General features: G+C 69.6%; 14 protein-coding genes. 10 read left to right on the forward strand and 4 right to left on the reverse strand.

Going from position 1 to position 12109, the window contains the following annotated elements; all coding sequences use genetic code 11:
• Positions 1–46 precede the first annotated feature (46 nt).
• The 5 genes from radA (at position 47) to DR046_RS08800 (ending at position 4382) form a co-directional block, all read left to right on the forward strand.
• The gene (gene radA, locus DR046_RS08785) at positions 47–1414 is read left to right on the forward strand and encodes a DNA repair protein RadA (protein ID WP_115382005.1); all 1368 of its coding nucleotides are present in this window, start codon (positions 47–49) and stop codon (positions 1412–1414) included.
• Between the two features lie 30 nt (positions 1415–1444).
• Positions 1445–2020, forward strand: coding sequence for a CvpA family protein (locus DR046_RS08790; protein ID WP_115382006.1), 576 nt, complete (start codon positions 1445–1447; stop codon positions 2018–2020).
• 150 nt (positions 2021–2170) lie between these two features.
• A complete protein-coding gene (locus DR046_RS24610; protein WP_209313564.1) occupies positions 2171–2299 on the forward strand; it encodes a VPLPA-CTERM sorting domain-containing protein in 129 nt (42 codons plus the stop codon).
• A gap of 92 nt (positions 2300–2391) precedes the next feature.
• Positions 2392–3861: an amidophosphoribosyltransferase gene (gene purF, locus DR046_RS08795; RefSeq protein WP_115382007.1), complete on the forward strand. Its 1470-nt coding sequence runs from the start codon at positions 2392–2394 to the stop codon at positions 3859–3861.
• 71 nt (positions 3862–3932) lie between these two features.
• Positions 3933–4382 carry a DUF1284 domain-containing protein gene (locus DR046_RS08800; RefSeq protein WP_115382008.1) on the forward strand — a complete coding sequence of 150 codons (450 nt, stop codon included), beginning with the start codon at positions 3933–3935 and terminating at the stop codon, positions 4380–4382.
• Between the two features lie 18 nt (positions 4383–4400).
• Here the strand turns inward: DR046_RS08800 and DR046_RS08805 are convergent, their stop codons facing one another.
• Positions 4401–4985, reverse strand: a complete 585-nt coding sequence (locus DR046_RS08805; RefSeq protein ID WP_115382009.1) for a biotin transporter BioY — start codon at positions 4983–4985, stop codon at positions 4401–4403.
• 121 nt (positions 4986–5106) lie between these two features.
• Here DR046_RS08805 and DR046_RS08810 point away from each other — a divergent pair, with 121 nt between their 5' ends.
• Positions 5107–5766 carry an SDR family NAD(P)-dependent oxidoreductase gene (locus DR046_RS08810; RefSeq protein WP_115382010.1) on the forward strand — a complete coding sequence of 220 codons (660 nt, stop codon included), beginning with the start codon at positions 5107–5109 and terminating at the stop codon, positions 5764–5766.
• A gap of 36 nt (positions 5767–5802) precedes the next feature.
• Here the strand turns inward: DR046_RS08810 and DR046_RS08815 are convergent, their stop codons facing one another.
• Both DR046_RS08815 and DR046_RS08820 read right to left on the reverse strand, forming a co-directional pair.
• Positions 5803–6246, reverse strand: coding sequence for a cell division protein ZapA (locus tag DR046_RS08815; protein WP_115382011.1), 444 nt, complete (start codon positions 6244–6246; stop codon positions 5803–5805).
• On the reverse strand, positions 6239–6700 hold the full coding sequence (locus DR046_RS08820; protein WP_115382012.1) for a hypothetical protein: 462 nt from the start codon (positions 6698–6700) through the stop codon (positions 6239–6241). The genes DR046_RS08815 and DR046_RS08820 overlap by 8 nt, the downstream gene beginning before the upstream one ends.
• A gap of 137 nt (positions 6701–6837) precedes the next feature.
• Between DR046_RS08820 and tkt the strand changes: the two genes are divergently transcribed.
• Complete coding sequence (gene tkt, locus DR046_RS08825; protein ID WP_115382013.1) at positions 6838–8874, forward strand: transketolase; 2037 nt, start codon at positions 6838–6840, stop codon at positions 8872–8874.
• A gap of 103 nt (positions 8875–8977) precedes the next feature.
• Positions 8978–9361 (forward strand): hypothetical protein, encoded by a 384-nt coding sequence (locus DR046_RS08830; protein WP_245190880.1) that lies wholly within the window; start codon positions 8978–8980, stop codon positions 9359–9361.
• A 106-nt stretch (positions 9362–9467) separates the two neighbouring features.
• Here the strand turns inward: DR046_RS08830 and DR046_RS08835 are convergent, their stop codons facing one another.
• Positions 9468–10433, reverse strand: a complete 966-nt coding sequence (locus DR046_RS08835) for a DUF808 domain-containing protein (protein WP_115382014.1) — start codon at positions 10431–10433, stop codon at positions 9468–9470.
• A 198-nt stretch (positions 10434–10631) separates the two neighbouring features.
• Here DR046_RS08835 and DR046_RS23615 point away from each other — a divergent pair, with 198 nt between their 5' ends.
• Together DR046_RS23615 and gap are read left to right on the forward strand one after the other, a co-directional pair.
• The gene (locus DR046_RS23615; protein ID WP_167767014.1) at positions 10632–10775 is read left to right on the forward strand and encodes a hypothetical protein; all 144 of its coding nucleotides are present in this window, start codon (positions 10632–10634) and stop codon (positions 10773–10775) included.
• Positions 10776–10872: 97 nt separating this feature from the next.
• Positions 10873–11883, forward strand: coding sequence for a type I glyceraldehyde-3-phosphate dehydrogenase (gap, locus tag DR046_RS08840; RefSeq protein ID WP_115382015.1), 1011 nt, complete (start codon positions 10873–10875; stop codon positions 11881–11883).
• Positions 11884–12109: the final 226 nt, after the last annotated feature.

The following is a 12109-nucleotide window of genomic DNA, read 5'->3' on the forward strand; positions in this document are numbered from 1 at the left end:
GGCCTTTGTCGTTGTAATCCGGCGCAGGATGGACCAAATCGGGAACATGGCCAAGCCCGTCACCCAGTTCGCCTGCACCGAATGCGGCATGATCCACAAGAAATGGACGGGCCGTTGCGATGGCTGCGGCGCCTGGAACACGATTCAGGAAGAGGTGCCGCTGTCGCAGGGCCCGTCGAAGAAGTCGCTGGGCACTGCCAAGGGCAAGCGCATGGCGCTGACCGACCTGCGCACCGAAGAGGCGCCGCCGCCGCGCACCCTGTCCGGCATGGCGGAGCTCGACCGCGTGCTGGGCGGCGGGCTCGTCCCCGCCTCGGCGACGCTGGTGGGCGGCGATCCCGGGATCGGAAAGTCCACGCTGCTGCTGCAGGCCGCCGCGGCCTTCGCACGCGCGGGCGAGTCCGTGGTCTACATCACCGGCGAAGAGGCGACGGCCCAGGTGCGGATGCGCGCGCAGCGGCTGGGCTTGGGCGACGCGCCCGTCAGGCTCGCCGCCGAGACGAACCTGCGCGACGTGCTGACCACGCTGGAAGCCGAGCGTCCGGCGCTGGCCATCATCGACTCGATCCAGACGATGTGGGTCGACACGGTAGACAGCGCCCCGGGCTCGGTCAGCCAGGTCCGCGCCTCGGCACAGGAGCTGACCAGCTTCGCCAAGCGCTTCGGCACCGCAGTGATCCTGGTGGGCCACGTCACCAAGGAGGGCCAGATCGCCGGCCCCCGCGTGGTCGAGCACATGGTCGACACCGTCCTCTATTTCGAGGGCGAGCGGGGCCACCAGTTCCGCATCCTGCGCGCGGTCAAGAACCGCTTCGGCCCCGCCGACGAGATCGGCGTCTTCGAGATGACGGGCGGCGGGCTGGCCGAGGTCGCCAACCCCTCGGCGCTGTTCCTCGGCGAGCGTGACGCGCCCGCGCCGGGCACCGTCGTCTTCGCCGGGATCGAGGGCACGCGCCCTCTGCTGGTCGAGATCCAGGCCCTGGTCGCGCCCTCGCAGCTCAGCCAGCCGCGGCGCGCGGTCGTCGGCTGGGACGGGGGACGGCTCAGCATGGTCCTCGCCGTGCTGGAGGCGCGGACGGGCATCACCTTCGCCGGGCTCGACGTCTACCTGAACGTCGCGGGCGGCATCCGCATCTCCGAGCCCGCCGCCGACCTCGCCGTGGCCTGCGCGCTTCTCTCGGCGCGCGAGGATGCGGTCGTGCCGCCCGAGACGGTGATCTTCGGCGAGCTGTCGCTGTCGGGCGCGCTGCGCCCCGTGGCCCAGGCCGAAAATCGCTTGAAGGAAGCCGCGAAACTTGGTTTTAGCGCGGCGATGGCCCCGAAGGGCTGCAAGACCGGAGATGCGGGGGGGATGGCCCTGCGGCTGCTGCCCGACCTGACCGCCCTGGTGGGGGAAGTCTTCGGGGCAGCCTGATCCTCTCCGGGTCGTGACGGAAGGACGGGCATGGAAAGTTTCACCATCGTCGACGGGGGCGTCGCGCTCGTCATCGTCCTCTCGGCGATCCTCGCCTATTCGCGAGGCCTCGTGCGCGAGGGCATGGCCATCCTCGGCTGGATCGCGGCCGCCTTCCTGGCCTTTACCTTCGCCGGTGCCGCCGAGCCGCTGGTCCGCGAGATCCCCTATGTCGGCGAGGTGCTGGGTGAAAGCTGCGAGCTGGCCGTGCTGGCGGCCTTCGCGCTGGTCTTCGCCCTGTCGCTGGTCATCGCCGCGCTGTTCACGCCGCTTCTGTCCTCGGCGGTGCGCCATTCCGCACTGGGGCCGATCGACCAGGGGCTGGGCTTCCTCTTCGGGGTGCTGCGCGGCGTGCTGCTGATCGCGGTCGGCTTCATCGTCTACGATCGCGTCATCGTGAACGAGGGCATCCCTGCCGTCGAGGAGAGCCGGTCGGCCACCGTGTTCAGCCGCGTCCAGACGGCGCTGGAGGCGCAGGTGCCAGAGGACGCGCCCGGCTGGATCGTGGAGCGCTACGAGGCGCTGGTCGGCGAGTGCGGCGCGCCGGTCGAGGCGGCGACGAACTGAGAGGGGGGGTCACGATCATGGGCGCGGGCGGGCCACAGCAGCCCTGAAGGACCGCGAGGGGCCACGCGACGCCCCGAAAGCGACAGGGCCTGCCACCAGGGGAGCCTGAGGGCCTTTGCGCTTGAACTACGACAAAGCCCTCCCCGCGCCATGTCGGGCACGATCTTCCTCGACGCCGACTCGGACGGCGACATCTCCGGCACCATTCCCCTGCCTGCCAGCGCGCTGCCGCTTCTGGCTGCCCCGGGCGGGCTCGCCGCCATCCGCCGCCGCTTCTGAGGCGCGACCCCGTCCCCGCGGCGGCGCGGGGTGACACGGCCGCATGCAACGCTTATGTGACGGTCGACGCGAATCTCTCCGCGAGTCCCCCCATGACCGACCCCACCTGGCGAAGCACCCCCTTCGACGACGACAAGCTGCGCGAGGAGTGCGGCATCTTCGGCGTCGTCGGCGTGGCCGAGGCCGCCAACTTCACGGCGCTTGGCCTGCATGCCCTGCAGCACCGGGGCCAGGAAGCGGGCGGCATCGTCGTCCACGACCCCGAGCAAGGCTTCAACTCCGTCCGCCGCTTCGGCTATGTCCGCGACAACTTCACCAGCCAGGACGTGATGGACATGCTGCCCGGGACGCTGGGCATCGGGCATGTGCGCTATTCGACCAGCGGCTCCAAGGGCAACACCGCCATCCGCGACGTCCAGCCCTTCTTCGGGGAGTTCGCGATGGGCGGCGCGGCCATCGCCCATAACGGCAACATCACCAATGCCGAGGCGCTGCGCCGCGAGCTGATCGAGCGCGGCTCGATCTTCCAGTCCTCGTCGGACAGCGAATGCATCATCCACCTGATGGCGCGGTCGCTGCAGCGCTCCATCCCGGAGCGGATGAAGGACGCGCTGCGCCGGGTCGAGGGCGCGTTCAGCGTCATCGCGATGACGCGCACCAAGCTGATCGGCGTGCGCGACCCGCTGGGCGTGCGCCCGCTGGTGCTGGGCCGCGTCGGCGAGGGCTGGGCGCTGGCCTCCGAGACCTGCGCGCTCGACATCATCGGGGCGGAGTTCGTGCGCGAGGTCGCGCCGGGCGAGATGGTCGTGATCACGCCGGAAGAAGGCGTGACTTCCCACCGCCCGTTCGAGCCGCGCCGCCCCCGCTTCTGCATCTTCGAGCATGTCTATTTCAGCCGCCCCGATTCGATCCTGGGCGGGCAATCGGTCTATTCAACCCGCGAGGCGATCGGCCGCGAACTGGCCAAGGAAGCGCCGGTCGACGCCGATCTCGTTTGCCCGGTGCCGGACTCGGGGACGCCCGCGGCCATCGGCTTCGGCCTGGAATCGGGCATCCCCTACGCGATGGGGATCATCCGCAATCAGTACATGGGCCGCACCTTCATCGAGCCGACGGAGTCGATCCGCAACATGGGGGTCCGCCTGAAGCTGAACGTCAACCGGGCACTTGTCCGGGGCAAGCGCATCATCCTCGTGGACGACAGCGTCGTGCGCGGCACGACATCGCGCAAGATCAAGGAAATGATCCTCGACGCCGGCGCGAAGGAGGTTCATTTCCGCATCGCCTCGCCGCCGACGGCCTGGCCCTGCTTCTACGGGGTCGATACGCCGCAGCGCGAAAAGCTGCTGGCCGCGACCATGACCGAGGAGGAGATGCGCGCACATCTCGGCGTCGATTCGCTGCGCTTCATCTCGCTCGACGGACTCTACCGCGCCGTCGGCGAGGCGAAGGGCCGCGATCCGAACGCGCCGCAATATTGCGATGCCTGCTTCTCCGGCGAGTATCCGGTCGCGCCGGCGGACCAGCTGGACAGGGGCTTCCGGCTGAAAGCGGCGGAATAGGCCAATCAAGAAATGCTTAACGACCGAAGGATTCAGTCGCCGCACAATCCGTCCTGCGACTAACGTCAGGGATGAGCGTTCGCCTGCGCCCTCACCATGTGCTCTGCGCCATCGGGTTCGACGGCCAGGGTTACAACGCGGCCTATGCGGCCAACATTTCCCGCATCGTCGACGGCACGTTGCGAAAGCCGGGCGGGGCGTCGGTCACGATCCATGTCACCGGCAATGCCGACTCGATCTGCGCCCCCTGCCCTTTCCGCCGCGGCGCGGGCTGCGAGACCCAGTCCCTGATCGACGCGCTCGATGCACGCCATGGCGCGGCGCTCGGCCTCGCCCCGGGGGACCGGTTGAGCTGGGGGGCCTGCCTCGATCTGGTGCGGCGCCGGGTCCGGGCGGAGGACCTGTCGGCCCTCTGCGCCGGGTGCAACTGGCTGGAGGCCGGACCGTGCCGCTCCGCGATCACCCGCCTGACCGCAAAAGCGAAAGGGCCGCCCGAAGGCGGCCCTGAAACGGTGGCCTGACGCCGGCAGGAGATCGTCTCAGCCGCGCGCGCGCAGCCAAGCGAGGCCACCGGAGGCCAGCAGCGCGGCGATCACCGCCTTGACCACGTCGCCGATCAGGAACGGCGTCATGAAGGCCGCGGTCAGCGGACCGAAGGCCAGGTCGGCGCCCCAGACCTCGATCCCCACCGCAGCGGCGACGCCCATCGGCCAGGCGAGCCCGGGGATGTAGAGCGCGAGCGAGGCCGCGATGGCGACCGCCGACAGGGCGAGCGGGCCGGTCAGGCCGCGGTCGCGGGCGAGCCCGGCGAGGAAGGCGAGGCCGACGAAGCCCACAAGGAAGCCCGCCGTCGGGCCGACCAGCGCCGCGCCGTTCGCGAAGTTCGCGAAGACCGGCAGGCCCATCGCGCCCTCGGCCAGGTAGGCCAGCACCGTGATCGCGCCCAGCCGCGCGCCCAGCGCGAAGCCCACGCCCAGGATGGCCAGCGTCTGCAGCGTCATCGGCACCGGATACATCGGCACGCTGATCTGGGCGGCGATGGCGATGACGATGGTGCCGGCCAGCACATACGCAGCCTGGCGGGCCAGGGACGGGCGCTGGATGGCCTGTTGATTGGGGGTCATGTCGGGGTCCTCCGCGCGCGGCGCTTGGTTGTCTCGGGGGTCTTTTCCGCCCCGGCGGGACGGGTGTCAACTTGATGTCGCCCCCCGGACATGTCAGGCCGCGCGCGCAAAGGAGCCCGTCATGGACAGACCCGATCTCGCCCTCGTCACCGGCGCCTCGCGGGGCCTCGGCGCCGCCATCGCCGAGACGCTCGCCGCGCGCGGCACCCATGTCGTCGCCGTGGCCCGCACCCAGGGCGCGCTGGAGGAACTCGACGACCGCATCCAGGCCGCAGGCGGCGCAGCGACGCTGGCGCCGATGGACGTGACCGACGCGGGCGCGATGCAGCATCTCTGCCGCGGCATCCACGACCGCTGGGGCGCGCTGCCGCTCTGGGTCCATACGGCGGTCCACGCCCCGCCGCTTTCGCCCGCGCACATGGTCTCCGAGAAGGACATGGAGAAGGCGGTGGCGGTGAACGTCACGGCTCTGGCGCGGCTCATCCCCTATGTCGCGCCGCTTCTTCGCGCGGCGGGCGGCGGAACGGCCGTGTTCTTCGACGACGACCGGCCGGTGAAGTTCGCGGGCGCCTATCTTGCGGGCAAAGCGGCCCAGCGCGCCCTGATCCAGTCCTGGCAGGCCGAGGCCACCACGGAGACGGCCGCCCGCATCCACCTGCTGACGCCGCGCCCGATGGCGACCGCGGTGCGCGCGCGGTTCCATCCCGGCGAGGACCGCGACGCGCTGGCGAAGCCTTCGGACGAGGCCCGGCGGCTGCTGGTGGAGATCGGCCTCGGCTGAGCCGAGGCGCGCCGGCGGTCGACCGCCGGCCGGCGCTCAGCCTCCGCGCCGCTCCACCGCTTCGGCGGCCAGCGCCTCGGCCTTCTCGGCCAGCGTCTGAAGCCGGGCGACGGCGTCGTCGGGGACGGTCTCGCGGACGACCTCCTTCTCGACGATGCGCTCCACCTCGACCGGCACCTCCTTTATCACCTCGACCGGTTCGGGCGCGGGCTTCGACTGCAGCTCGTCCAGAAGCCGGGTCTGCTGCGCCAGGCGGCGGTCCATCGTGCGCAGCTCCTCCTCGGCGGAGATCGACTTGTCGGCCAGCATCAGCCCGGCCATCAGCAGCATCCGGTCCGGCGTCAGGCGCGACCCGGCCTGCACGAGCTGCTGCGCCTCGCGGTCGAGCATGGCCGCGGCGGCGGAGAGATAGGCCTCCTCCCCGTCCTGACAGGCGACGGTGAAGGCGCGGCCGCCGATCTCGATGGTGACGTCAGGCATGAGCGGGCTCCAGCAGCGGTTGGAGGTCGGAGAGAAGCGCCTTCATCTCGGCGAGGTCCAGCGCACGGGCGGCGCGCAGGGCCTCGTTCTCGGCGCGCAGCGTCTCGTCAACATCGCCCGCGCCGGAGCGCAGCCGGTCGACCTGCGCGGCCAGCGCCTCGAGCGCGCCGCGCATCCGCTCGGACTCGGCGCCGCCGCCTGCGGGCGTCTCGCTCAGGGCATCTTGTGCCGCGGCCAGCGCGTCCTGCGAGTCGGCCAGCGCCTTCTGCGCGGCGCGCAGTTCGGACTCCAGCGTCCCCGCCCGCGCCTCGGCCTCGGACAGCGCCGCACGCGCCTGGGCCAGCTCGTCGGACAGGTCCGGTCCCGCCGCGCTATCGCTCATCGCGTCCTGTGCCGCGCTCAGCGCCGCCTCCAGCCGTGCGAGCGCCGAGTCCAGCTCCGCTTGCTCCGCCATCCTGCTCTCCCTCGTTTCCGGGTTTCGCGCATCGAATCGCAAACCGCCCCCGGTGTCAAAGCCTGACCCGGCATGTCTTGCCTCCCTATCCCAGCCTGCTAACAGGAACGCCACCCCAGACCCGCCCGGAGGCCCCGATGTCCGACGCAGCCCAGACCCCCGATCTCGACGCCCTTCGCGCGGCCAATCCGGCGCATTGGCGCCGTGCCGCCGCGATCCGGACGCTGACGCTGGACGCGGTCGCCGCGGCAAATTCCGGCCATTCGGGCATGCCGATGGGCATGGCCGACGTCGCGACCGTCCTGTTCGAGAAGCACCTGAAGTTCGACGCCTCGGCCCCGAACTGGCCGGACCGGGACCGTTTCGTGCTTTCGGCGGGGCACGGGTCGATGCTGCTCTATTCGCTGCTCTACCTCATGGGCGACGCGGAGATCACGCTCGACCAGATCCGCAACTTCCGGCAGCTCGGCTCGAAGACCGCGGGCCATCCCGAGAACTTCCTCGCCCAGGCCATCGAGACGACGACCGGCCCGCTGGGCCAGGGATTGGCCACCGCGGTCGGCATGGCCATCGCCGAGGAGTCGCAGCGCGCCCGCTACGGCAGGAAGATCGTCGACCACCGCACCTGGGTGATCGCCGGGGACGGGTGCCTGATGGAAGGCGTCAGCCACGAGGCCATCGCGCTGGCCGGGCGCCAGAAGCTCAGCCACCTGACGGTCCTCTTCGACGACAACGGGATCACGATCGACGGCAAGGTCTCGCTGTCGGACATCACCGACCAGCGCGCGCGGTTCGAAGCCTGCGGCTGGCACACGCTGGCCGTGGACGGCCACGACCCGGCCGCCATCGACGCAGCCCTGGCGGAGGCGAAGGCCAGCGACCGGCCGACGATGATCGCCTGCAAGACGCATATCGCCATCGGATCCTCGGCCCAGGACACGGCCAAGGGCCACGGCGCGCTGACCGATGCCGGCGTGGTCGAAGCGACCAAGCGCGCCTATGGCTGGGACCAGGCGGCCTTCGAGATTCCCGCCGACCTGAAGGCCGAGTGGGAGGAGATCGGCCGCCGCGGCGCCGCTGCCCGCGCCGCCTGGCAGGAGAGGTTCGACGCGCTCGGCTCCGGCAAGAAGGCCGAGTTCGAGCGGGCGCTGTCGGGCGAGGCGCCGAAGCGTCTCTCGGCCACGATCAAGGCGCTGAAGCGCCAGCTGGCCGAGACGCAGCCCAAGGTCGCGACCCGCAAGTCCTCGGAGATGGTGCTGGAGGTCGTGAACCCGATCATGTCCGAGACCATCGGCGGCTCGGCGGACCTGACCGGGTCGAACAATACGCTGACCGAGGGGCTGGGCGTATTCTCGCCCGAGGACCGCAAGGGCCGCTACGTCTATTACGGCATCCGCGAGCACGGCATGGCCGCCGCGATGAACGGCATGGCGCTGCATGGCGGCGTGCGCCCCTATGGCGGCACCTTCATGTGCTTCACCGACTATGCCCGGCCCGCCATGCGGCTCTCGGCGCTGATGCATGTGCCGGTCACTTACGTGATGACGCATGACAGCATCGGGCTCGGCGAGGACGGCCCGACCCACCAGCCGGTCGAGCATCTGGCGATCAGCCGCGCGACGCCGAACATGAACGTCTTCCGCCCCGCCGACACGACCGAGACCGCCGAGGCTTGGGAGCTGGCGCTGACCTCCACGCGAACGCCGTCGGTCCTTTCGCTGACGCGGCAGGGCGTGCCCGCCGTCCGCAAGGAGGCGACCAACAAGAACCTCGTGGCGCAGGGCGCCTATGTGCTCGCCGAGGCGGACGGCAAGCGGATGGCGATCCTGCTCGCCACCGGCTCCGAGGTGCATCTCGCGCTGGAGGCGCGGGAGCTTCTGCAGCAGGACGGCATCGGGACGCGCGTCGTCTCCATGCCCTGCTGGGAGCTGTTCGAGCAGCAGGACGAGAAGTACCGCAAGCGCGTCCTGCCCGCCGGGCCGGTCCGGGTCGCCGTCGAGGCGGGCTGCCGCATGGGCTGGGATCGCTGGCTCTGTGGCGAGCGGGGGCGCGCGAACAAGGCGGCTTTCGTCGGAATGGACGGCTTCGGCTCCTCCGCGCCGGCGGAGGAACTGTTCGAGCATTTCGGCATCACGGCCAAGGCGGTGGCGCAGGCGGTGCGGGAGTTGATGTAGGAGCCTGCGCAAACTTTGTCGACAAGACCAGATTCTGTGCAAATATTTGACATCATGCAGTGAAATCACCAGAGCGGCACTTTTGCTGATCAGGAGAATACTCATGCGCCTTCGGACAATCGCGACAGCAGGAATGCTGTCGATTTTAGGAGCCTGCGCGCAAACCGACGTGCAGCCCATGTCCCAAGACACTTTCAAGGTAAGCACTCGTGCCGCGCCCGCCTGTGGCGCGTCCGGCGCCCGCAACGTGGCATTCCGCGCCGCGGCGATTGAGGTGGTCCGTCAAGGCGGGGATGCTTTCATCATTGTCGATGACAACACGGGGTACGACGGTTGGTCCGGCGTCAATGATCAGGGCCTCGTCGTCCGGATGATCGCTCCGGGATCCTCGGAATACTCCAACGCACTCTCTGCAAGGAACGTCCTTGGTGCTAACTGGCAAGAACTTGTAACCGAAGGCGTTCCAGTCACTTGCACGAACGGCTGAGTGCCAGAACGATTGAGCTCGGACTTAGACGTCCGGGCTCTTCAACATGCAAGTCGTTCGTATCCCGCAACGATTGATGAACAGAGGTCCGCTCCACCGCGACCGATTAATGCGCCGCCGCGTCGTCTTTCTTGCCGAACAGCGCCGAGACTTTCTCCACCACCGGGATCAATGCGTAGCCCAGCGCGATCCCGACGATTCCGTCCAGCACCGCCGTTACGATCCACTCGATGACCCCGTTCCCCTGCCCCAGCCCGACGGCGGCGCCGTGGATCAGGTCGTAGGGCAGGTGCCAGCCCATCTCGTGCAGCGCGTGGACGACGATGTTGCCGCCGACCCAGAGCATCGCGGCCGTCCCGACGACGGTCAGCACCTTCATGAAGCCCGGCATCCCCTTGACCACGGCGGCGCCGAGCCGCCGCCCGAAGGCGGTCCGCCCCTCCTGCGCGAGATGCAGGCCGACATCGTCCGCCTTCACGATCAGCGCGACGGCGCCGTAGACCGCTACGGTGATGACCACCGCGATCACCGCGAGAACGGCGGCCTTGAACCAGATCGACGCGTCGGCATCGGTCGCCGCCAACGCGATCGTCATGATCTCGGCCGAGAGGATGAAATCCGTCTTGACCGCGCCCTTCACGCGCTTCTCCTCCAGATGGGCGGCGTCCAGCGGGGTATGGGCGGGGTCCTTGATCTGGGCCAGGCTGTCGTCGTGCTTGGGACTGAGCCAGTGATGCAGCTTCTCGGCCCCCTCGAAGCAGAGGTAGAGGCCGCCGAGGATCAGCAGCGGCGGGATCAGCCAGGGCGCGAAGGACGCCAGCAGCAGCGCCACCGGCAGCAGGATGACGAGCTTGTTGAAGATCGAAGCGCGCGCGATCTTGAAGACGATCGGCAGCTCGCGCGCGGCGGCGAAGCCGTGGACGTATTTCGGCGTGACCGCCGCGTCGTCGATTACCGCGCCCGCGGCCTTGGCCCCGGCCTTCGTCGCCTGGCCGATGACGTCGTCGACGCTGGCCGAGGCCACCTTCGCGATCGCCGCGACATCGTCCAGAAGGGCTAGAAGTCCGCTCATGCCACCTGCTCCTCGCTCGGGCGAATCCGTTCCGCCCAACATCGGGCCCCGGCGCGCGCATGCAAGCGGCCCGTTCTCCCCGAAGCCTAGCGTCGATGGCGGGCCCGACCAGCCCCGGCCTGCCGCTGGCGGGCGCCTCGGCGGCCGGAGCCGACGCGAGCCCTTTCCCCCGCCCCCGCCCGGGGCCATGCTCCGCCCATGACCAACCGGATCGCCCTCGGCCTCGCCCTCCTCATCGCGGCCCTCGTCCTGGCCGACGTCCTGCTCAACGACGGCGAGGCCCTGTTCTTCCTCGCGCGGCGGATGCTGCGCCTGATCGAGCTTGTCGCATTCTGGCGCTGACTTGCCGGCCGCCCCGGCCCCGTGGTAGCGCCACCTCGAACCGATAGCGGCGCCGTCGCGCTTCCGCCTGGCCGCCGCGCACAGCGAAGAGGATCCCATGGTCAAGGTAGCAATCAACGGGTTCGGCCGGATCGGCCGCAACGTCCTGCGCAGCATCGTCGAGTCGGGCCGTACCGATATCGAGGTCATCGCGATCAACGACCTCGGCCCGGTCGAGACCAACGCCCACCTTCTGCAATACGACAGCGTTCACGGCCGCTTTCCCGCCGAGGTGACGACCGGTGACGACTGGATCGACGTCGGCCGCGGCAAGATCCGCGTCACCGCCGAGCGCAACCCCGCCGACCTGCCCTGGTCGGATGTGGACATCGTCATGGAATGCACCGGCATCTTCACCTCGCCCGAGAAGGCCAAGGCCCATCTCGATGCCGGCGCGAAGCGGGTCCTGATCTCCGCCCCGCTGAGCCAGGCGAGCGGCGCCGAGAAGACCATCGTCTACGGCGTCAACCACGACACGCTGACGGCCGACGACCTGATCGTCTCGAACGCGTCCTGCACGACGAACTGCCTGACCCCGGTCGCCCATGTCCTGCACAACGCCATCGGGATCGAGCGCGGCTTCATGACGACGATCCACAGCTATACCGGCGACCAGCCGACGCTCGACACGATGCACAAGGATCTCTACCGGGCGCGTGCCGCCGCGCTGTCGATGATCCCGACCTCGACCGGCGCAGCGAAGGCCGTGGGCCTCGTCATGCCCGAGCTCAACGGCAAGATGGACGGCGTCGCCATCCGCGTGCCGACGCCCAACGTCTCGGTGGTGGACCTGACCTTCACCGCCGCGCGCAGCACCTCCGTCGAGGAGATCAACACCGCCATCCGCGAAGCCGCGGACGGGCCGCTGAAGGGCATCCTAGGCTACACGGACAAGAAGCTGGTCTCGAGCGACTTCAACCACGACCCCCATTCGTCGATCTTCCACCTCGACCAGACCAAGGTCATGGAAGAGGGCAAGTTGTGCCGGATCCTGAGTTGGTACGACAACGAGTGGGGCTTCTCGAACCGCATGGCCGACACCGCGGTCGCGATGGGCAAGCTGATCTGAGCCATACCCGGCCCCGCGGACCGCGCCTTCGGGTGGACCGCGGGGTCAAACGATGCGCGACGCCACCGCCCCGGACCTTTGGGGCGGCGGCGAGCCCGACCTCTGCCACGTTCGAGGCCGTCGCCGCCGGAGCGGATCGGGCGGGCCACCGGGCTTGCAGCACGCGACAAGGTCCGAAGCCTGTTCCTTCGACGGGCAAGGACGGTTAGGCTTTCCCGACGAGCGA

Source organism: Jannaschia formosa (assembly GCF_003340555.1).
Lineage (GTDB): Bacteria > Pseudomonadota > Alphaproteobacteria > Rhodobacterales > Rhodobacteraceae > Jannaschia > Jannaschia formosa.